Below are 19,688 nucleotides of genomic sequence, written 5' to 3'. Positions count from 1 at the left end.
CGGGCCGCCGTTCACCAGTTGCGGGGCTCGATCATCTCCTCGACGTCCACGTCCGCGAAGCCGTAGGCCGTGGCGAGGAACCAGAAGTCCTCGGCTATCTCCTCGCGCGCGACCGTCTCTATCTCGCTGCCCGCCGCTTCGAGCTTCTCCTCCAGCGCGTTGAACTCCTCCGTCGCCGCGTGGGACAGCACGTACAGGGCGGCCAGGTCCGAGGGCTTTTCGGCCTCGATCCGCTCGCACAGCCGGTGCAGGATCGCCCGGCCCTCGTCCAGGAGGTGATCGGGAAAGTACGCGTCCTCGTACAACGGCTGCAGGAACGCGTGCTCCGTGACCTGCTGGTTCGTGATCGGCATGGCGCCCCACCCTCGTGATCGACGTGATCTCCGTATCGTGCACGACGGCACTGACAACGGGCCGCCGGCGAAGGCGGGGCGCCCGCTGCGGGGGCGGCTGTTGCGGCCGGTCCCGCAGCGGGTTCGGGGGTCAGCCCCGGCCGAGGAGCTGGTTCATGCGGTCGATCTCGGCGCTCTGCGAGGTGATGATCCGGTCGGCCATCTTCTTCGCCCGGGCGTGGGCCCCGCCGGACCGTTCGGCCTTGGCCATCTCCACGGCACCCTCGTGGTGCTCGATCATCATGTCGAGGAAGGCCGTGTCGAAGGCCCGGCCCTTCGCCTTCTTCAGCTCGGCCATGTCCTCGCCGGTCATCATGCCGCTCATGTCACCCATGTCGTGGCCGGAATGGTCCATGGAACCCGCGGCCGGGACGTCCTCGCCCCAGGAGGTGAGCCACCCGGAGAGCGTTTCGATCTCCGGGTCCTGGGCCTTCTTGATCTCCTCCGCGAGCTTCTTGACCGCCGCCGACCGCGCGCGGCTCGGCGCGAGGTCGGCCATCTCCACGGCCTGGCGGTGGTGCGGGATCATCCCCTTGGCGAAGGCGGTGTCGGCGGCGTTGTGCTGCCCTGCGGAAGCCGGCGCCGAGGCGGAAGCGGAGGCGGAAGCGGAGGCGTGGCTGCCGTGGGCGGGGGCGCTGTCGCCGTCGCTGCCGCAGGCGGCCAGCATCAGGGAGGCGGTGCCGGCCGCCACGAGGGCGACGGCGGTACGGCGGAGCGTCGAGCGGTTGACGGTCATCGTGGTGCAACTCCTTCGCGCGCGGCACCCCGTGGGTGCACGCGGTGGCGTGTACGGAAGTACGGAAGAGGGCATGGCACGGCACCGGCGCCCGGAGTCCGGGCGGGCGGGTGCCGTGCGGGCCGCGCTCTAGATCCGCAGGAGTTGCAGTTCGGACAGGTCGGGCGGCGCCCGTGCGTCCCGTGCCGACTCCGGCACGCTCTCGGGCCGTACGGCGACGGCCGGGCCGGCGCTGAACGCGGCGCTCAGCGCGGGCGGGGTGTACGGGGAACCGATCCCGGTCGCCGCGCACATCTGGTCGGCGTGGCCGACATGGCCCGTCCCGCCGGCGGAGTGCGCGCACTGCCCGGCGCCGGTGGAGCCGGTCTCCGCGTGGGGCATCGCCATGGTGCGGGCGTGGTCGGCGCGGACCGCCGGGAAGGGGCTGGCGGGCAGGGCGTGCATGCCCAGGATGCCGGCCAGTACCGCGAGGACCAGCAGCGCGTACAGCCGCCCGGTGGGCCGGTTGCGGGTACGGCTGCGCGTGGTCACCGCCTCATCGTACGAGGCCGTACCCGCCGCGCCCGCCAGGGGGCGCCGCCGGCCGGCGCGTCCCACCGGGGGCGACCCGATGGTGTGTCAGTCCCGCGTGCCACACTTCCGCCCATGTCACTCGCCTCGCTCACGCTCGACCACTGGCGGACCTTCGACCGGGCCGCCGCCCGACGCACGGCCCGGGAGGCCGCCGACCGGGTGGGCGGCCGCGTGACGCTCGTCGAGGCGACCGAGCATCTGGGCGGGCCCCTGCACCGGGTCCGCATCGAGCGGGACGGCCAGGAGTTCGCCCTGATCCCCGGCGGCCTGGTGCGGCTCGGCTTCGATCCGGACGCCTGGCAGCCGACGCCGGAACAGAGCGCCGACTACGCGCAGAGCGTGGAGCAGGGCTTCGGATACGGGCCCGATCCGCGCGCCCATCTCGCGCAGACGCTCAGCGCTCCCCGGAGCGTCCGGCTGGAGACCGTCCTCATGGCCGTGGACGACGAGGAGCTGACCGCGGCCCCCGCCGAGATGCCGGCCGCTCTCGCGGCGCGCGGCCTGCGCATGCCGCATCCCGACGAGTGGGAGCACGCCTGCGGGGCCGGGGCGGCGACCCTGTTCCGGTGGGGCGACGACTACCCCCCGGGCTGCCTCCCGTACGGCGATCCGCTCGGCCCCCTGAAGGAGCCGAACGCCTTCGGCCTGCGCATCGCGTACGACACCTACCGCGCCGAGCTGTCCAGCGACACCACCGCGATACACGGCGGCGACGGAGGGGAATCGGTGTGCGGCGGCTACGGCCTGCTGCTGGCCTGGCTTCCGCTGGCCACCGCCAACCGCAACCCGTCCATGGCGGAGTTCGTGTACGGCCCGGACGGCGAGGACATGTACGAGGACTTCACCACCCGCCCGGTCCTGCCGCTCTGACCCGCGTCCGCACGGGCGCGCCTCACTGGACCGGGCTCGTGTGCGGGTGCGGCAAGGAGCCGGGGCCGTCCGGCCGCCGGGGGTCCGGTGCGGCGGGGCGGCGGCGGTAGTCCCCCGGCGGCAGCCCGGTGACACGTTTGAAGGCGACGCTGAGGGCGCTCTCCGAGCCGTAGCCGACGTCACGGGCGATGGCGGCGAGCGTGGCGTCGGTGTCCCGGAGCCGACGGGCGGTCAGTTCGATGCGCCACTGCGTCAGGTACTCCAACGGCCCCCGGCCGACGGCGTTCTTGAAGCGGGCGGCGAGCGTGGAGCGGGAGACGGCGCAGACCCCGGCCAGTTCGGCGACGGTCCAGGGGTGGGCCGGGTCCCGGTGCAGGGCGGTCAGGGCGGCGGCGGTCACGGGGTCGGCCAGGCCGGCCATCCAGCCGGAGACGGTGTGCGGGGCGCGGGCGAGGTGCAGGCGGAGGGTGTGGACGAGCATGACGACGGCGAGGTGTTCCGCCACGAGGGCGGAGGCCATCGGCCGCTCCGCCAGTTCCTGTTCGATGGCGGCGAGCACCTGGGCCACCGTCCTGGCGTGCGGGGCGCCGGCGGGGATGTGGATGACCGGGGGCAGCCGGTCCAGGAGCAGTTCCCGGGCGCGGGGCCCGAAGGAGAACCGGCCGCCGACGAGGAGGGTGTCCTCGCCCCGGCCCGCCCGCGCGGTGCCGTTCCCGGCGGCCGTGAAGCGGGGCGCGGCGGGGACGGGGGCGATGTCCGGGCCGCTGCTGAGCGTGGAGGGGTAGGGGCCGGTGAGGAGGTAGCAGTCGCCCTCGGCGAGGTCGAGCGGTTCGCCGGCGCCCTCGACGTCCAGCCGGCAGGAGCCGCGCCGTACCGCGTTGAACTCGGCGCCGGACGGCGCGTCGAACCGTACGGCCCAGTCCCCGCCGGCGGTGAGGCTCGCGGACAGGTGGGCTCGTACCTCCAGCAGGGCCAGGACGTCATGCAGCGGGTCCACGCTCGCCTCCCGTGGGACGTTCGCTGAAGGACGCTGGATTGCAGACCATAGCCCGTCCAGTATGGGCCGCCTGGCGTGGCCGTACGGCCCGTTCCCCGCACCGGGCTCTCTCCACCCGGTGCGGGGCCGTGCCTCGGTGGCCGTCCGGCCGGGTCAGGCGGAGCCCTCGGGGGTGGCGATGACGGCGAACGCGCCGCCCTGCGGATCGGCGAGGACCGCCATGCGGCCGGCGACCATGTCGAAGGCGGGTGCCAGGACCGTGGCTCCGGCGTGGACCGCCGCCGCCTGGACGTCGTCCACGCTGTCCACGTTGAAGTACACCTGCCAGTGCGGCGGCACGCCCTCCGGCATGCTGTTCAGGTCCATGATGCCGCCCACCGGGCGTCCGGCGACCTGGAACTCGATGTAGCCCTCGGCCCCCTCCATCTCGGAGCGTGCCGTGGTCACCGGCAGGATGGACGAGTAGAAGGCCGACGCCGCCGCCGGGTCGGGGGTGACGAGTTCGCTCCAGATCAGCGCGCCGGGCTCGTTGACGACGGCCGCGCCGTCGAAGGTGCCGGGCTGCCACAGGCCGAAGACGGCGCCCGCCGGGTCGGTGACGACCGCCATGCGGCCGAGGTCCATGACGTCCATCGGGCCCACGACGACCGTGCCGCCGGAGTTCGTGACGGCTGCGACGGTGGCGTCGATGTCGTCCGTCGACAGATACGTCGTCCACGCGGTCGGCGGCATCGGGTCGGGCACCGTGCCGTCCGGGTTCATCGCCTTCATGATTCCGGCGACCGGCTTCCCTTCGAGGGTGCAGAGGGAGTAGCCGCCCTGCTCCGGCGGGCCCACCTCGCCCTGCCAGCCGAAGAGGTCGCGGTAGAAGTCGATGGCCGCCTGCTGGTCGGGGACCATGAGGTCGATCCAACAGGGGGTGCCGGGTTTGTAGGGGGTGTTCATCTCGGGCACGGATGCCTCCGGGGATGGGTCTCGGGATGGTCTCGGGGTGGACTGAGCGTCCCTACCCGATTCGAACGCACGAAATCGACCCGTACAGGTGAACTACCCCTGGTCGCCGGCCCGTCAGGGCTTCGGCGCGGGAGGCAGTTCGGTGTGCCTGACCGTGTAGCCGCCCTTGGTCACCGGGGCGTACGCGGCGGGAGCCATGCAGGTGCCGACCTGGGCCTCCACGGGATCGGCGTCGCCCTGCGGCAGGAGGTTCACGCCGTTCCAGGAGAAGCCCACGCGGTCCCGCGAGCGCCCCTTGTCCTTGCCGCCGTCGTAGACACTGAATCCGACCCGCTTGCCGATGTCCTCCACCGGACCGCCCTCGCTCGCCCCGGTGATGACCGCCGTCAGCGTCGCGGTGTGGGGGCCGGTGACCAGACAGTCCACGCGGCCTTCCGACGTGTAGGTCTCGTCCCGGTCGGCGGAGTAGTGGGAGATCCGGACCGTGCCCCTGGCATCGGTGGGAAGCCCCCCGGGCAGCCCCGGCAGCGGCCGGCTGTACGGGTCCGCCCGGGCGTCGAAGCTGAACGAGCGGATGTCGTCGTCCGGATAGTAGGGGAGGACGAACTCCGCGCTCCCGCTGACGCTCGCGTACGGGGCCTTGGGCGCGGGTCGATCGGCGGAGGCGGCGGAGCCGGCACTCAGGGGTACGGCGACGACGAGTGTGGCGAGCACGGCCGGGAAGGCCATGGCCCTGGGGCGGAGGATCGCGGTCATCGGGCTCTCCAGATGAGTCGGGGCCCCGTTGGCGGGGTTGCTCCCATCCTTGCGTCCGGCCCCGTCCGGGCCATCCACCGCGATCCGTAACTCCCGACGGGCACACCTCAGCCGCTCGGGCTAGCGGCATCAGCCTCGGGGCGCACACACACGCCCCCGCCGGGTTCGTCAGGAATCGAGAAGCGCGCGGCGGAGGGCCGTACCTAGCCTGCCGGTCATGGACACCTCGCGCACACATCCCTGGTTGCGCCGCGTGCGCGACCGTATCGACCGGGAGTACGGCAAGCCGCTGGACGTGGAGGCGCTCGCCCGCGCCGCGCACATCCCCGCCGGGCACCTCAGCCGGCAGTTCCGTACGGCCTACGGCATGTCCCCGTACGCCTATCTCACCGCGCGCCGCATCGACCGGGCGACGCTCCTGCTGCGCGGCGACCTCGACCTCGAAGCGGTCTGCCGGGCGGTGGGCTGTGCGACCCCGGGGGTGTTCGTCACCCGTTTCACCGAGCTGACCGGCCTGACCCCGGAGTCCTTCCGGAGCAGCCTCGCGGGCGACCTTGCCGGTTCGGTGGACGGGCCCGGCGCAGCCGCCGCGGCCGGTATCGAGGCGATGCCGGTGTGTCTGGCGCAGCGGGTGGCGCGAGCGGTCAGGAATCAAGAAGCCCAGGCGCGGCAGCGGCCCCTAACGTAGTGACCAGGGAGCCCCACTCCCCCGAATCCTCGCTCGACCAGCCGTTTTCCACGAGAGGAACACTCACCATGTCGTCCACGGACTCCACCGAGAACTACAGCGGATTCACGGCCGAGGAGCGGGCCGCGATGAAGGAGCACGCCCGCGAGGAGAAGAAGGCGGCCTCCCGGCGCGGCGCGTCCCGCGCGGAGAAGGAGGCGGCCGCCGAGCAGGACGTCCTCGCGAAGATCGCCGAGATGCGGGACGCCGACCGGGTGCTCGCCGAGCGCGTCCACGCCATCGTCAGGGCAACCGCGCCGGACCTGGCGCCCAAGCTCTGGTACGGCATGCCGGCGTACGCCAGGGACGGCAAGGTCGTCTGCCACTTCCAGTGCGCGGAGAAGTTCAAGAACCGTTACGCCACCCTCGGGTTCAGCGACCAGGCCGCTCTGGACGACGGCGCGATGTGGCCGACCACGTACGCCCTCACGACGCTCGACGAGGAGATCGAGGCCCGTATCACCGACCTCGTCAAGAGGGCGGCGGGCTGACCCGCGCCCGCGGCCGTGATGGGAGACTGGCCCCATGGACATGGGCCGTGAGTCCCGGTGGGAGAAGGACGCGATGACGGTGGAGATCGTCTTCGCGCTCGTCACCGGCGCCGTGCCGGCCGCGGCCGTCTTCGCGCTGGTCTTCGGGTTCGTCGTCGTTCTCGGGGTGACCGGCCCGCTCCGGCACGACATCCTGACCGGCGGGGCGGTGGCCGGGGCGGGCGCCGGGGTGTGGCGCGTCGTGCGGGTGCTGCGGCGGTTCGACGGCCGGCGGCGGCAGGGGCACTGAGCGCCCGGCGGAGCGGGTCGGGTCGGGCCCGGCCGCCGTGCCGGGCTCAGTTGCCGGGCGGCAGCAGGCTCCGGGTCAGCGAGAACGCCGAAGTCGCCATGCCCAGCAGCGCGTTGACGCGGCCGAGGATGCGGTTGGCCCGGTCGGCGTCCTGTGCGCCGGCCGCGTCCGTCAGGTCCTCGGCGTACTCACGGGCCCTGACCGCTTCCTCCGGCGGGGCGCCCTCGGCGTCCGCTTTCAGGGCGGTGGCCAGCTGGTGGTAGGTGATGCCGGACAGATCGGCGGTGCTGTCCCGCCCGCTGCTCTGGGCCACCCCGTGCGGGCTGTTGATGTTGACCGCGGCGAAGCCGCCCTCCGAAGCCGTGATGTGCATCGAGTCGCCACTGCTCCCTGTCCACATGAAGTTCTTCCGGTACTCGCGCCAGCCCTTGCGGGTGAGGGCGTAGGAACCGAACCGCCACCCGTCGATCCGTACGAGTTTGTGTTTGACCGGCTCCGCCAGGACGAGCATGGCGTCGGCGCGGTTCCATTGCCGCTCGTCGAAGTAGGGGCCCATGCGGACGCGGGTGCCGAGGCTCGGGGACCTTCGGCAGATCTCCTGGAACGCCTGCTTCTGGTAGAGATTCAGCTGCGCCGGACTGATGGAGGGCGCGGGCAGCTTCCACCGGTGGAGCGTGGTCCGGAGCTTCGCGTATCCCGCGTACACCAGGGCGACGCACAGGACCAGGACGAGAACCTCCACGCGGACTCCCGTTTCCCTCTGTCGTCAAGGGCCTTGATTTTACTCGGAGTTGGGGTTCGGCGGATAGAGGGCGACGCGGTGCCGGGCGGTCGTGTCCCCGCCGGTCCGCTGCCAGGGTCCGACGGCGGGGTCGGCCCCTCGGTATGACGTCGGAGTTGGCTCCCCGGTATGACGCCGGGCGGATGGTCGCGCGCCTACGGTTCGGGCACCGCGCCGACGCCGAGAAGGGACTCGCCATGACGACCGCCGCCTCCACCGCACCGCACCGCCGCCCGCTGCCGCAGCGGGCGGCCCGGCTCCTGGCCCACGCACTGCTGGCCCTGCCCGTCACCCTTCTCGCGCTCGGGCTCGCGGTGACCGGCGGCGCGGCCCTCGCCGGGCGGGCGCAGCGGCGGCTCGCCGCGCTCGGCGGGTCGGACGCGGCGGTGCGGGGCGCGGGCGCCGCGGTTGCCCCGGACCGCTTCCGGACCGTGGTCGGTCGGGCCTTCCGCGGCCTGCCGGCGAATCTCCTCGCGTTCGCGGTGACCGGTCCCTGCGTGGTCCTGCTCGTCGCGCGGGGCGTGTTCTACCCCCTGGCGACGGCGGGCGAGGACGTGTCCCACGCCTGGGGCGGGCCCACGGCGGCGGGCGCGTGGGCGGCCCACTTCGCGATCGCGCTGGCCATGGTCACGGTGGTCGCGGCGGTGCTCGTCGCGGTCCGGCGCCCGCACCGCTGGTAGCGCGCCCGGTGCGCCGTACACCGGCGGCCAGGACGGCGCCGGGTGGGCACCGATGAGTTTCGGGGGCCGCGCCGGTCAGCACTGGTACGCACCTGAACAGGAACGGAGCAGTGCGCTGGCAACCCCCATGGTGGACTTCATCATCTCGCTCGACGGCTACGCCTCCGCGGAGGGCTGGCCCGGTTTCTGGGGGATGGAGGGGCCCGAATACCTGGCGTGGCTCGACACCGAGGGCGAGAAGCGGCATGTCAGCCTGATGAGAACTCGGAGCGGCCCCTGCGTACGCTCGGCAGCCTCACTCTGGTCCGGTCCCTGCTGGCGGCCGGGCTCGTGGACCGCTTCCGGGTCGTCCTCTTCCCGGTGATCACCGGCGCCACCGGGCGGCAGCGGATCTTCGACGCGTATCCCGATGTCCGCCTCGACCTGGTGGAGAGCCGCCTCTTCGACCGCCGGCTCCAACTGCTGGAGTACACGCCGACCGTCCTGGACGGCCCACCCGGTCAGCCGTCCTGAGTCCGCGGTTTCGGTGTCACCCGGCGCACAGCCGCAACATACACACCGAAAGCACGGTGCCGCACCCTGTGCGAGTTGCCGCATGCGGACCGTTACCTGCACCATGGGGGTATCGTCCGGGTCGGCTCGTACGGCCTCACGCCAGGGACGGGATGGGTGCGGCATATGGCCAGGTACTTCGAGAACGGCGCCGGGGAACTCGTATCCGCCGCATTGTCCGGCTTCGCCCGCGCACACGCGGAGTTGGTGCGGTACGACACCGAGGACGGTTTCGTCACCGCCCGGCACACCGCCCCCGAGCGGCGGGTGGGTCTGCTGTCGGGGGGTGGTTCGGGGCACGAGCCGTTGCATGCCGGGTATGTGGGTGCCGGCATGCTGGACGCCGCCTGTCCCGGCCGGGTGTTCGCCTCTCCGCACAACCGGCAGATCTTCCGGGCCTCGCGCGCCGTGGCCCGGCCGGCGGGTGTGCTGCACATCGTGAAGAACTACACGGGCGACCGGATCAACTTCGGTATCGCCGCGGAGCGCCTCGCGGACGCGGGGATCGCCTGCGCGCGGGTCCTCGTGGACGACGACCTCGCCACCGACTCCGAGGACATCGCGGCCGGGCGGCGCGGCACGGGTGCCACGGTGCTCCTCGAAAAGATCCTGGGCGCCGCCGCGGACACCGGCGTGGGGCTGGACGCACTCGTCGAACTGGGTACGGGCCTGGTGGCCCGCAGCCGTACGCTCGCCGTCGCGTCCGCCGCCCATCACGCGCCCGCCACCGGCGAGCCGGCGTTCGTCCTGCCGGCCGGTGAGCTGGAGTACGGCGTCGGCATCCACGGCGAACGCGCCGCCCGCACCCGCGCGCAGGGTGCGGTGGGCGAGCTGGTGGAGGAGATGACCGGGTCGCTGCTGGACGCGCTGCGGCCGGGGCCCGAGGAGCCCGTCATCGCACTGGTCAACGGGCTCGGTTCGGTCACCTCGCTGGAGTTGTACGGCGTGTTCGGCGAGCTGGGCCGGGTGCTGGACGCCCGGGGGGTGCGGATGGCCCGCCAGTTGGTGGGCGACTACGTCACGGCGCTGGACATGCGGGGTTTCTCCCTCACGCTCATGGTGGCCGACCGGGCCACGCTCGATTTCTACGATGCGCCCGTGCACACCCCGGCACTGCGGTGGTGACGGAGCTACGAGGAGGGCCCATGACGAGCAACGCTCTCGACGGCGCGCGCACCCGCGAGTGGGCGGAGCGCTTCGCCGAGTCGGTCCATGCCACGGAGGCCGAGCTGACCGCGCTCGACCAGCGGGCGGGCGACGGTGACTTCGGCGCCAACCTCACCGCCGGCGTACGGGCCGCCGCCCTGCTGCTCGACGGGGTCGGGGCGACGGCCGGTCCGGCGGACTGTCTCGGCGCCATGGCCACCGCCTTCCTGGACGAGGTCGGCGGGACCAGCGGCCCCCTGTTCGGACTGCTGTTCCAGGCTCTGGGGCGGGCTGCCGGGCCGGGGCCGGAGCTGACGACGGGCGCGCTCGCCGACGGTGCCGCCGAGGGCCTGGCGGCGATCCGCCGGGTCGGGGACGCGGCCCCCGGCGACAAGACGCTGGTCGACGCGCTGGCACCGGCGGCCGGAGCGCTGCGGGCAGCCGGTGGAACGCCACCCGCCGAAGCCCTGGCCGCAGCCGCGGCGGAGGCGTGGCAGGGGGTGCGCGAGACCGCGTCCCAGGCGGCGCGCATGGGGCGGGCCAGCTACCTGGGTGAGCGCGCCACCGGTGTCCCGGACCCCGGAGCCGTGGGCATAGCCCTGTTCTTCGCCTCCGCCGGCGGCACGGTCGACTCGCTGGCCCCCCACCTCGACGGCTACTGAGCATGCGTCCGGAGTGCCCGTTACGCGCCCAGGCGACTGCGGGCCCAGCCGACCAGTTCCGGGTCGGCGAGGCTGCTGACCCAGAGGTCGGCCAGCTCGTCGTCCGGGTCCGGCGGCCGTGTCCCGAGCCCGATGACCCGCAGACCCGCCCGGCGGGCCGACTCCATTCCGGTCAGCGAGTCCTCCACGGCCAGCGCCTTCTCGGGCGGTACGCCGCAGAGGCGGGCGGCCGCCCGGTAGACGTCCGGCTCCGGTTTCGGCCGCACCCCGTCGCCCGCGACGACGACATGGGCGAAGCAGCCGAGGAGTCCGGCCCGGTCGAGGCACGATTCCACTGTGTTCCGGGGGCAGTTGCTGGCCACCGCGAGCGGGCGGTGACGGGCGGCCTGCCGGACCAGCGCGGCGGCCCCCGGCATGGTGACCGGGTCCTCCGCCACCAGCGCCGTGAAGGTGGTCAGCAGGGTGTCGGCGAGTTCCTCGGCGAGCTCCGGTTTATCGGTCTCCCGCGCCATCAGGACGCCGCAGTCGGTGTAGTGCACGCCTTTGGCACGCTCGGCGAACCCGGCGGGCGGGGTGAGTCCATAGATCCGGAACGTGATGTTCCGGGCCTCCTGCCAGTGCCTTTCCGTATCCATCAGGGTGCCGTCGCAGTCGAAGACGATGGCGGACGGGGACCAGGAGAGGATGCGATGAACTGTCATGTAACCACCGTTCTCTGATACTGCGCCGACCGTTTCGGTACGCGGGCGCAGGGGTGTGCCGAAGGGCACACATAAGGAAGGGGGAATGGACGCGGCCACTGCTCCGCAGCCGCTGCGGCGAGGTCGATACCGCCGTGTGTCCCGAGGCGGGCCCGGACCCTCAGATCCGGTCCACCCGAAACATCATGGTCGTTACGTTAATTAGGCGACATCAATTTCCGCAATCACCAATTCGAGTGCATCGGAAAACCGCCATGGACGCCGCGCACGCCCCGTCCCCTCCCGGCCGAAGGTCGCGGCCGCACGCCGGCCGGTCACCTATCACCCCTGGTGGGGAGCCTTGTGCGGGATCAATCCCGACCGGTCCGGGGGTGGGTCCGACGCACTTCCCGAAACGATTCTTCCGACGCGGCACCGGGAGAGGCGAAACCATCCACACACCTGGCCGGACGACGAATAATAAGATCTTCGCGCGATGCGACTGCGCCCCTCGGGGGAGAGCGGAACATATTTTCGCGTCGCGGCTCCAGCACATATGAGCGAAGGTGGAACAAGTGCAGGACAGAGCGCGCGCAACCCGCAAAGTGCTTCTGGAATCGGCGGCTCATCTATTCGTCGAACGGGGATATGCGGGAACGAGTGTCAATGACATAAGCGACCACTCGGGAAAGACGAGCGGGGCGATCTATTTCCACTACTCCAGCAAGGAGAAGCTGGCGCTGGCCGTCGTCCGGGCGCAGTTCGCGACCTGGCCGCAGCTCGCCGCCGCGTACGCCGCACCCGGTGTGCCCCCGCTGGAGAAACTGGTCGTCCTGAGCTTCCGCGTGGCCCAGTCGCTCAGCGAGGACGTCCTGGCCCGCGCCGGCGCGCGGCTGTGGGCGGAGCGCCGCGCCATCGAGGCACCCGTGCCGACGCCCTTCGGCTCCTGGGCGCTGGCCTGCGCCCGGCTCCTCGCCCAGGCCCGTGCACGGGGCGAACTCGCGGCCGGGGTCCAGCCGTCCGCGGCGGCCGTGGCGCTCGTCTGCGGGTTCTACGGGCACTGCACCCTGACCGACGAGATGCCGGGCCGGTGGGGCTGGACGGAGCGGCTGGAGCAGTGGTGGCGCATGGTCCTCGCCTCGCTTCAGGCGGAACCCGATCCGGGGCTGCTCGCCCGCGCCCGCGCCCGGATTCCGGTACGGCCCGGCGCGCCGTGCGCCGACGCGCTGATGCGCCGCAGCGGCTGAGCGACCGTCGGCGACGCGCGTCAGGCGGTCGTACGAGCTGTACCGGCGGTCGGCCGGTGCGCGCGGTGAGGCGCCGGCCCTGCGCCGGATCGCGGACGCGCACGTCGTGCTCGGGAACCATGAGCCGGCCGTGTCGTGTCGTACCACCGCAAGGTCGTCGCGACGCTGCGCGAGCAGCGCCACGGGGTGTTCCTGGCTACGAGCCTCACCAACCCGGGCGCCACCCTGCGCCAACTCGGTGCACGGTACGCCGCGTTGGCGGCGCAGACAGAGGCGCCGGCCATCCGCCGGGAGATGGGCGGTACGGCCGACTACCTGGCGTTCGTGGCCCGCACCCATCTCCACCGCGGCGACCGCGGGGCCGCCCGCACCGCCTGGGAACAGTGCCTGGAACTGGGACTCCGGCACAACATGGCCCAGCACATCGGAACAAGCCGCCAGGGCCTCAGTCGAGGCCCCGGTGGGTGGCCCACAGGGTGCTTGCGCGGGTTGCGGCCTCGGATATCAGGGTGGCCAGTTCCGGGCGGTCGGGTACCGGGAACGACACGTAGGCGCCGCGGCCGCCCTCCACCGGCCGGCCGTACGCCTTCGCGGCCAGGTGGCCGTCCTTCAGCAGCCGGATGTTGAGGGTGGTGAGCTGGAACTCCGTGCCGCGACGGGTGTCGGTCCAGCGCAGTTCGGGCGGGATGGTGACGTTGACCGCCAGCGCGCTCACGTCCAGGTCGCTGTTCATCCCCGCATGATTTCACGCCGGTTCGCGCCGGGGCGCGCGGCGCATTGGGTGGGGCTGCTGTGCTCCCGTGGGGGCTCGCGCGCTCTACCGGGGCCGCTGGGGCGCGGAAATGATGAGCACACCGCAGGTCAACCAGCTGATCCGTCCGTCCGCCCTTCCGGGCCGGCGGACGGACGGCGGAAGGAGCCCATGGTGTTGCTGCTCATCTCTCCGGACAGCGTCGAGGAAGCCGTCGACTGCGCGAAGGCCGCGGAACATCTGGACATCGTCGATGTGAAGAAGCCCGACGAGGGGTCGCTCGGCGCCAACTTCCCGTGGGTGATCCGGGAGATCCGGGACACGGTCCCGGCCGGTACACCGGTCTCGGCGACCGTCGGGGACGTCCCGTACAAGCCGGGCACGGTGGCCCAGGCGGCGCTCGGCGCCGTCGTCTCCGGCGCCACGTACATCAAGGTGGGTCTCTACGGGTGTACGACGCCGGATCAGGGTATCGACGTCATGCGGGCGGTCGTGCGCGCGGTGAAGGACTACCGTCCGGAGGCGCTGGTCGTCGCCTCCGGGTATGCCGACGCCCACCGCGTCGGCTGCGTCAATCCGCTCGCCCTCCCGGACATCGCGGCCCGCTCCGGGGCCGACGCGGCCATGCTCGACACCGCGATCAAGGACGGGACGCGGCTGTTCGACCATGTGCCGCCGGACATGTGCGCCGAGTTCGTCGGGCTCGCCCACGCCGCCGGGCTGCTCGCGGCCCTCGCGGGCAGCGTCAAGCAGGCCGACCTCGCGACGCTGACCCGGATCGGGACGGACATCGTGGGGGTGCGCGGGGCGGTCTGCGAGGGCGGCGACCGCAATGCAGGAAGGATTCAGCCGCATCTGGTGGCCGCGTTCCGGGCGGAGATGGACCGGCACGCCCGCGAGCACGCGGCCGGCGTCACCGTCGCGGGCTGACCGCCCGGTGGACATTGACGCGACCGACGCGTTGTGCGAGGAGCGCGCGCCCGCCCGCCGGGGCGCGCGGTTCGCGGTCGTCGACCCGGCCACCGGGGAGACCTTCGGCGAAGCCCCCGACCAGCACCCGGACGAGCTGGACGCGGTGATCGGCCGGGCCCACCGGGCCTGGCCCGGCTGGCGGGCCGACCCCGCCGCCCGCAGCCGGGCTCTGCTGGCCGCCGCCGACGCCGTGGAGGCCGCCGCCGACGGCCTCGCCCGGCTGCTCACCCGCGAGCAGGGCAAACCGCTGGCCGAGTCGTACGCGGAGACCGCCCGCACGGCGGCCCGGCTGCGGTACTTCGCGGAGCTGGCCCCCAGGACGCGGCGGATCGACGACGGCCGGCCGGTGCGCAGCGAGGTCCGCTGGCGCTCCCTGGGGCCGGTCGCCGCGATCGTGCCGTGGAACTTCCCGCTGCAACTTGCGGCGGCGAAGTTCGCGCCCGCGCTCGCGGCGGGCAACACGATGGTCCTCAAGCCGTCCCCGTACACCCCGCTGGCCACCCGGCTGCTGGGGTCCGTGCTGGCCGGGGTGCTGCCCGAGGGGGTGCTGACGGTCGTCACCGGGCGCGAGCCGCTCGGGGCGCGCCTGGCCGCCCATCCGGGCATCCGGCACGTCACGTTCACCGGTTCGGTGGCCACCGGGCGGGCGGTCGCCGGGGCGGCGGCGGGCTCACTGGCCCGGGTGACCCTGGAGCTGGGCGGCAACGACGCGGCCGTGCTGCTCGACGACGTCGATGTGGAGGGCATCGCGGACCGGCTGTTCTGGGCGGCGTTCCGCAACTGCGGGCAGGTGTGCATGGCGGTGAAGCGGGTGTACGCGCCCGCGCGGCTGCACGCGGAGGTGGTGGAGGCGCTCGCGGCGCGGGCGAAGGCCGTCGCGGTCGGCAGCGGCCTGGACCCGGACACCCGGCTGGGTCCGGTCAACAACGCCCCGCAGCTGGACCGCGTCGCGGAGCTGACCGCACGGGCCCTCGCGGACGGTGCGCGCGCCGCGGCCGGCGGGCACCGGCTGGACGGGCCGGGGTACTTCTTCGCGCCGACCGTCCTGACCGATGTGCCGCCCGGCAGTGCGGTGGTGACGGAGGAACAGTTCGGGCCCGTCCTGCCGGTATTGCCGTACGGGCACCTCGACGAGGCGGTCGCCGCGGCCAACGGCACCGGCTTCGGGCTGGGCGGCTCCGTCTGGGGCACCGATCTCGACCGGGCCGGGGAGGTCGCCGGCCGGCTGGAGTGCGGGACGGCGTGGATCAACCACCACGCCGAGCTGTCCCTCGCCCAGCCGTTCGCCGGGATCAAGGACAGCGGCGTAGGGGTGGCGGGCGGGCCGTGGGGGCTGTACGGCAATCTGCGCCCGTTCGTCGTCCACCGCCCGGAGGCCGACGCATGACGCCGACGCGGTTCCGCGCCGCGGTGCTGCGCTCGTACGAGGAGCCGTTCGCGGTCGAGGACGTCGTGCTGGACGGCGCGCTCGCCCCCGGTGAGCTGCTGGTCGAGATCGCCGGGTGCGGGATGTGCCGGACCGATCTCGCGGTCCGGCGGTCGGCGGGCCGCAGCCCGTTGCCGGCGGTCCTGGGCCACGAGGGGTCCGGGGTCGTCGTGCGGACGGGCGGCGGCGCGGAGTCGCGGATCGGCGTCGGCGACCATGTCGTGCTCGGCTTCGACTCGTGCGGGCACTGCCGCGGTTGCCTGGGCGCCGCCCCCGCCTACTGCGACTCCTTCGCCTCCCTCAACCTCTTCGGCGGGCGGGCGCAGGAGCCGTCCCGGCTGACCGGCGCGGACGGGAAGGCGCTGGCTCCCCGCTGGTTCGGCCAGTCCTCGTTCGGCGCGTACGCGCTGGTGTCCGCCCGCAACGCCGTCCGCGTCGACCCGGCGCTGCCGGTCGAGCTGCTGGGGCCGCTCGGCTGCGGGTTCCTCACCGGGGCCGGGGCCGTCCTGAACACCTTCCGCGCCGGGCCCGGCGACACGCTGGTGGTGCTGGGCGCGGGGGCGGTGGGACTGGCCGCGGTCATGGCGGCCGGGGCCGTCGGGGTGCCGTCCGTCGCGGTGGACCGGCATCGCGAACGGCTGGCGCTCGCCGAGCGCTTCGGCGCGCTCCCGCTGTCGGCCGGTACGGCCGGTCTCGCGGAGCGCATCCGCCGGCTGACCGACGGCGGCGCGCGGTACGCGCTCGACACGACGGCGTCGCCGCGGCTCGTCAACGAGGCCCTGCGGGCGCTGCGGCCCACCGGCACGCTGGGCCTGGTGGCGCGGCTGCACAGCCCGCTGGCGCTGGAGCCGGGCACGCTGGACCGGGGCCGCGCCGTCCGGCACATCTGTGAGGGGGACGCGGTGCCGGCGCTGCTGATCCCCGTACTGACCGGGCTGTGGCGGGCCGGCCGGTTCCCCTTCGACCAGCTGATCCGTACCTATCCCCTGTCCGACATCAACGAGGCCGAACGCGACTGCGAGGCGGGCCGGGTCGTCAAACCCGTCCTGCTCCCGGAAGGAAGGACCCCATGAACGAGGCACTCGGCACGATAGCGGCGAGCCCGGACTCGGCGGGCGTGGACGGGGGCGTGGGTCTGACCGCGCTGCTGGTGGCCGCCGCCCGGTCGATCGAGACGCACCGCCGGGACAGCCTGGCCCGCGATGTGTACGCCGAGCACTTCGTGCGGGCGGCCCCGGCGTGCGCGGGCTGGCCGGTGCGCATCGAGCAGGTCCCGGACGGGGACGCCGACCCGTTGTGGGGGCGGTTCGCCCGGTACTTCGGACTGCGTACGCGGGTGCTGGACGACTTCGTCGTACGGTCGGTGCTCGCGGGCGCCCGGCAGGTGGTGCTGCTCGGCGCCGGCCTCGACACGCGGGCGTTCCGGCTGGACTGGCCGCCGGACTGCGTGTTCTACGAGATCGACCGGGCGGGTGTGCTGGCCTTCAAGCACCGGGTGCTGGCGGACGCGGCGGCCGTCCCGAGGGCGAAGCGGGTGCCGGTCGCCGTCGATCTGCGGGACGACTGGGCGACCGCGCTGACCGGTGCCGGGTTCGACGCCGGCGCGCCGAGCGTCTGGCTGGTGGAGGGCCTGCTGTTCTATCTGCCGGGCGCCGCCGAGACGTATCTGATGGACACGGTGGATCTGCTGGCCACCGGGGGCAGCGCGCTGGTCTTCGAGGCGAAGCTGGAGGCGGACCTCATGGTGTACCGGGACAGCGCGACCTACACGGCGACGCGCGAGCAGGTCGGCATCGATTTGCTCGACCTCTTCGACAAGGGCCCCCGGCCCGATTCGGCGGGCCGTCTCGCGGCCAGGGGCTGGTCCGCCGCCACGCACACCCCGTTCGAGTTCACCCGCCGCCACGGGCGCGGCCCGCTGCCGGAGCCGAACGACGCGCTGGAGGGGAACCGGTGGGTGTTCGCCCACCGCAGCCGGTGACGGCGGCCGGCTCTACGGCAACGCGCGGGTGAGCCAGGCGACTTCGCCGTTCTCCTCGGTGGAGAAGTGGTCGTGGACGAAGCCGAGCTTGTCCAGGACGCGCAGCGAGGGCGTGTTCCAGGTGGCGACGGTCGACCAGAGCCGCCGGCGCCCGGTCGCGGCGGCGGCGCCGACCACGGCGCGGGCGGCCTCGGTGGCGTAACCCCGGTGGTGCGCGCGGCGCAGCAGTTCGTAGGCGATCTCCGGCTCCTCCTGGGTGGAGCGGCCGATGATCAGTCCGCAGTAGCCGATGAAGTCGCCCTCCTCCTTGCGCTGAATGGGGAGGAGGGCGATACGTGTGTGCTCGGTGGTGGCGAGCAGTCCGGCGATCGCCTTCCGGCAGCGCTCGACGGTGTACGTCTCCTTGCCGCGTCCGGTCAGGAGTTCGCTGAACTCGGCGGCGTCCGCTTCGTCCCAGGGGCGCAGGATCAGCCGTTCGGTCTCCAGGTGGTACGGCATGGTCTCGTAGGTGGCCATGCCCCTACTCTGCCCCGCCGGGGCCGTCAGGGCAGGATCGAGTCGACGTATCCGCCGTCCACGCGGAGGGCGCCACCCGCGGTGGCGGAGGCGTACGGCGAGGCGAGGTAGACGACCATATGGGCGATCTCCTCGGGCTCGATGAGGCGTTGCGGCAGGGGGCGTGGCGGCGGGGGTCAGTTGAAGGTGTCGGGGTCCGGTCCGGTGCGCAGGCCCCGGTCGAGGGCGGCGAGGGCGGTCAGGTCGGATTCGGTGAGCTCGAAGCCGAAGACATCGAGGATCTTCTCCAGGGCCTTGCAGGTCTCCACGTACACGTACAGGTCGCGGGCCGGGGTGGGCCAGTGGATGAGGTAGAGGTCGCTTCTCCGCTCGCGCCGCGTCGCCGGGACGGACCGGCCCGAACGGCCGGCCGGCCCCATAGAAGATACTTGCAGACGCGCATTAACGCCAATCGGACACTACCCGCGCCCGCCAATCGATGACGGGCGCGGCTCCCCCGGCCGCCGCCGCTAGCGGGCGTCCTCGAAACGGGCGAGGTGCTCGTCCGTGAGGCGGACGTCGCGGGCCGTCAGGGCCTCCTCGGCATGGGCCACCCGGCTCACTCCGACGATGGGGGCGATGCCCTGACGGTGCAACCAGGCCAGGACGACCTGGTTCTTCGTCGCGGAGACCTCCGCGGCCACCTCGTCCAGGACCGCGAGCATCCGGGTGGTGCCGGGGTGGTCGTACGTGTCGGGGAACTGCTTGTCCGGACGGGTGTAGGCGCCCCACAGCAGCGAGCTGTACGCCCACACGTCCAGCCCCTCGGAGCGGGCCAGGTCCAGGTCCTCGGGCGTGAGCATGCGGTGGGCGCTCTCGGCGAGCGGTGTGGACGGGCGGGGCTGTACGAGGGAGTGGCGCAGCTGCACCGCGGTCCAGGGCTCCACCCCCTGCCGCCGGGCCAGCGACCGGCCGCGCTCGACGCGCCAGGCGGTGTGGTTCGCCGCGCCGACCCGCAGGGCCGTCCCCTTGGCGACCAGCTCGCCGAAGGCGCCCACCGTCTCCTCCAGCGGCACCGTGCGGTCCTCGGCGTGTGCCCAGAGCAGGTCCACATGGTCGGTGCCGAGGCGTTCCAAGCTCTCCGCCATGCCCGCGTGGACGGCACCGGCCGACAGCCCTTCGGCGCTCTCCGGCCAGGCGTGCGGGACCAGCGGGTTCTGCCGGACCTTCGTCGCGATGCGCACGGACTCGCGGGCGCCGGGCCGGGCCCGGAGCCAGTCGCCTATGACCCGCTCGCTGGCCCCGCCGACACCGCTGGGGTCGGCCCAGAAGGAGTAGCAGTTCGCGGTGTCGAGCCATTCGCCGCCGCCCTCCACGAAGGCGTCGAGGATGGCGAAGGAGGTGGCTGCGTCCACCTGGGTACCGAAAGCCATGGTGCCGAGGACGATCTGCGGGTTCGTGTTGTTCGCGCTGTTCATGTCCCTCATGCTCGGTGCTGAAGTGCGCTCGAAGTCAAGTCCCCTTTCTCGC

23 protein-coding genes and 3 pseudogenes are annotated in these 19,688 nt (G+C 73.1%); 13 read left to right on the top strand and 13 right to left on the bottom strand.

Features of this window, described 5'->3' with window-relative positions:
• Positions 1-11 precede the first annotated feature (11 nt).
• The 3 genes from DNK56_RS17370 to DNK56_RS17360 form a co-directional block, all read right to left on the bottom strand.
• Positions 12-353 carry a DUF5713 family protein gene (locus tag DNK56_RS17370; protein ID WP_111335048.1) on the bottom strand — a complete coding sequence of 114 codons (342 nt, stop codon included), beginning with the start codon at positions 351-353 and terminating at the stop codon, positions 12-14.
• Between the two features lie 130 nt (positions 354-483).
• Positions 484-1,128 carry a DUF305 domain-containing protein gene (locus DNK56_RS17365; protein WP_111335046.1) on the bottom strand — a complete coding sequence of 215 codons (645 nt, stop codon included), beginning with the start codon at positions 1,126-1,128 and terminating at the stop codon, positions 484-486.
• A 129-nt stretch (positions 1,129-1,257) separates the two neighbouring features.
• A complete protein-coding gene (locus DNK56_RS17360; protein WP_111335939.1) occupies positions 1,258-1,659 on the bottom strand; it encodes a DUF6153 family protein in 402 nt (133 codons plus the stop codon).
• Between the two features lie 114 nt (positions 1,660-1,773).
• Here DNK56_RS17360 and DNK56_RS17355 point away from each other — a divergent pair, with 114 nt between their 5' ends.
• Positions 1,774-2,571 carry a hypothetical protein gene (locus tag DNK56_RS17355; RefSeq protein WP_111335043.1) on the top strand — a complete coding sequence of 266 codons (798 nt, stop codon included), beginning with the start codon at positions 1,774-1,776 and terminating at the stop codon, positions 2,569-2,571.
• A 22-nt stretch (positions 2,572-2,593) separates the two neighbouring features.
• On the opposite strand, the gene DNK56_RS17350 is transcribed toward DNK56_RS17355, so the two are convergent.
• The 3 genes from DNK56_RS17350 to DNK56_RS17340 form a co-directional block, all read right to left on the bottom strand.
• Entirely contained in the window at positions 2,594-3,568 is a 975-nt protein-coding gene (locus DNK56_RS17350) for an AraC family transcriptional regulator (RefSeq protein WP_111335041.1), read from the bottom strand.
• 153 nt (positions 3,569-3,721) lie between these two features.
• Positions 3,722-4,513 carry a VOC family protein gene (locus DNK56_RS17345; RefSeq protein ID WP_111335936.1) on the bottom strand — a complete coding sequence of 264 codons (792 nt, stop codon included), beginning with the start codon at positions 4,511-4,513 and terminating at the stop codon, positions 3,722-3,724.
• A gap of 123 nt (positions 4,514-4,636) precedes the next feature.
• Positions 4,637-5,278, bottom strand: a complete 642-nt coding sequence (locus tag DNK56_RS17340) for a hypothetical protein (RefSeq protein WP_111335039.1) — start codon at positions 5,276-5,278, stop codon at positions 4,637-4,639.
• A 217-nt stretch (positions 5,279-5,495) separates the two neighbouring features.
• On the opposite strand from DNK56_RS17340, the gene DNK56_RS17335 reads away from it, so the two are divergent.
• The 3 genes from DNK56_RS17335 to DNK56_RS35010 all read left to right on the top strand — a co-directional run bounded on the left by DNK56_RS17335 (position 5,496) and on the right by DNK56_RS35010 (position 6,785).
• On the top strand, positions 5,496-5,966 hold the full coding sequence (locus DNK56_RS17335) for a helix-turn-helix transcriptional regulator (protein ID WP_111335037.1): 471 nt from the start codon (positions 5,496-5,498) through the stop codon (positions 5,964-5,966).
• A 68-nt stretch (positions 5,967-6,034) separates the two neighbouring features.
• Positions 6,035-6,496: an iron chaperone gene (locus DNK56_RS17330; protein WP_111335035.1), complete on the top strand. Its 462-nt coding sequence runs from the start codon at positions 6,035-6,037 to the stop codon at positions 6,494-6,496.
• Positions 6,497-6,530: 34 nt separating this feature from the next.
• Positions 6,531-6,785, top strand: a complete 255-nt coding sequence (locus DNK56_RS35010) for a DUF6332 family protein (RefSeq protein ID WP_158558504.1) — start codon at positions 6,531-6,533, stop codon at positions 6,783-6,785.
• A gap of 46 nt (positions 6,786-6,831) precedes the next feature.
• Here the strand turns inward: DNK56_RS35010 and DNK56_RS17325 are convergent, their stop codons facing one another.
• Complete coding sequence (locus DNK56_RS17325; RefSeq protein ID WP_111335033.1) at positions 6,832-7,527, bottom strand: hypothetical protein; 696 nt, start codon at positions 7,525-7,527, stop codon at positions 6,832-6,834.
• A 182-nt stretch (positions 7,528-7,709) separates the two neighbouring features.
• Here DNK56_RS17325 and DNK56_RS17320 point away from each other — a divergent pair, with 182 nt between their 5' ends.
• The 4 genes and pseudogenes from DNK56_RS17320 to dhaL all read left to right on the top strand — a co-directional run bounded on the left by DNK56_RS17320 (position 7,710) and on the right by dhaL (position 10,606).
• The gene (locus DNK56_RS17320) at positions 7,710-8,246 is read left to right on the top strand and encodes a hypothetical protein (RefSeq protein WP_241989911.1); all 537 of its coding nucleotides are present in this window, start codon (positions 7,710-7,712) and stop codon (positions 8,244-8,246) included.
• A gap of 115 nt (positions 8,247-8,361) precedes the next feature.
• Positions 8,362-8,759: pseudogene (locus DNK56_RS17315) on the top strand (dihydrofolate reductase family protein).
• Between the two features lie 165 nt (positions 8,760-8,924).
• Complete coding sequence (locus tag DNK56_RS17310) at positions 8,925-9,923, top strand: dihydroxyacetone kinase subunit DhaK (protein ID WP_111335031.1); 999 nt, start codon at positions 8,925-8,927, stop codon at positions 9,921-9,923.
• 20 nt (positions 9,924-9,943) lie between these two features.
• Positions 9,944-10,606, top strand: coding sequence for a dihydroxyacetone kinase subunit DhaL (gene dhaL, locus DNK56_RS17305; protein ID WP_111335029.1), 663 nt, complete (start codon positions 9,944-9,946; stop codon positions 10,604-10,606).
• Between the two features lie 20 nt (positions 10,607-10,626).
• Here dhaL and DNK56_RS17300 read toward each other — a convergent pair whose 3' ends face one another.
• Entirely contained in the window at positions 10,627-11,307 is a 681-nt protein-coding gene (locus DNK56_RS17300) for an HAD family hydrolase (RefSeq protein ID WP_111335027.1), read from the bottom strand.
• Between the two features lie 554 nt (positions 11,308-11,861).
• On the opposite strand from DNK56_RS17300, the gene DNK56_RS17295 reads away from it, so the two are divergent.
• Positions 11,862-12,533: a ScbR family autoregulator-binding transcription factor gene (locus tag DNK56_RS17295; RefSeq protein ID WP_241989910.1), complete on the top strand. Its 672-nt coding sequence runs from the start codon at positions 11,862-11,864 to the stop codon at positions 12,531-12,533.
• Positions 12,534-12,978: 445 nt separating this feature from the next.
• Here the strand turns inward: DNK56_RS17295 and DNK56_RS17290 are convergent, their stop codons facing one another.
• Entirely contained in the window at positions 12,979-13,266 is a 288-nt protein-coding gene (locus DNK56_RS17290) for a hypothetical protein (protein WP_111335023.1), read from the bottom strand.
• Positions 13,267-13,458: 192 nt separating this feature from the next.
• On the opposite strand from DNK56_RS17290, the gene DNK56_RS17285 reads away from it, so the two are divergent.
• Genes DNK56_RS17285 through DNK56_RS17270 form a run of 4 tightly spaced genes read left to right on the top strand, consistent with a single transcriptional unit; the run spans position 13,459 to position 17,663 of the window.
• Positions 13,459-14,214, top strand: a complete 756-nt coding sequence (locus DNK56_RS17285; protein ID WP_111335931.1) for a (5-formylfuran-3-yl)methyl phosphate synthase — start codon at positions 13,459-13,461, stop codon at positions 14,212-14,214.
• Positions 14,215-14,245: 31 nt separating this feature from the next.
• Positions 14,246-15,643 carry an aldehyde dehydrogenase family protein gene (locus DNK56_RS17280; protein ID WP_111335928.1) on the top strand — a complete coding sequence of 466 codons (1,398 nt, stop codon included), beginning with the start codon at positions 14,246-14,248 and terminating at the stop codon, positions 15,641-15,643.
• Complete coding sequence (locus DNK56_RS17275; protein ID WP_111335021.1) at positions 15,640-16,755, top strand: NAD(P)-dependent alcohol dehydrogenase; 1,116 nt, start codon at positions 15,640-15,642, stop codon at positions 16,753-16,755. Before DNK56_RS17280 ends, DNK56_RS17275 begins: the two co-directional genes overlap by 4 nt.
• On the top strand, positions 16,752-17,663 hold the full coding sequence (locus DNK56_RS17270) for a class I SAM-dependent methyltransferase (protein WP_111335019.1): 912 nt from the start codon (positions 16,752-16,754) through the stop codon (positions 17,661-17,663). Before DNK56_RS17275 ends, DNK56_RS17270 begins: the two co-directional genes overlap by 4 nt.
• Before the next feature lie 12 nt (positions 17,664-17,675).
• Here the strand turns inward: DNK56_RS17270 and DNK56_RS17265 are convergent, their stop codons facing one another.
• From DNK56_RS17265 to DNK56_RS17250, 4 genes and pseudogenes are all read right to left on the bottom strand, one after another.
• Positions 17,676-18,179, bottom strand: coding sequence for a GNAT family N-acetyltransferase (locus DNK56_RS17265; protein WP_111335017.1), 504 nt, complete (start codon positions 18,177-18,179; stop codon positions 17,676-17,678).
• Between the two features lie 26 nt (positions 18,180-18,205).
• Positions 18,206-18,346: pseudogene (locus DNK56_RS17260) on the bottom strand (SDR family oxidoreductase); the annotation flags it as partial.
• A 9-nt stretch (positions 18,347-18,355) separates the two neighbouring features.
• Positions 18,356-18,457, bottom strand: a pseudogene (locus DNK56_RS36765) (aldo/keto reductase); the annotation flags it as partial.
• 231 nt (positions 18,458-18,688) lie between these two features.
• Complete coding sequence (locus tag DNK56_RS17250) at positions 18,689-19,636, bottom strand: aldo/keto reductase (RefSeq protein WP_111335015.1); 948 nt, start codon at positions 19,634-19,636, stop codon at positions 18,689-18,691.
• Between the last annotated feature and the right edge of the window lie 52 nt (positions 19,637-19,688).

The sequence above is a fragment of the Streptomyces sp. AC1-42W genome (genome assembly GCF_003248355.1).
Lineage (GTDB): Bacteria > Actinomycetota > Actinomycetes > Streptomycetales > Streptomycetaceae > Streptomyces.
Note: the sequence above shows the minus strand (reverse complement) of the source record. Positions and strands in the feature narration are given on the sequence as shown.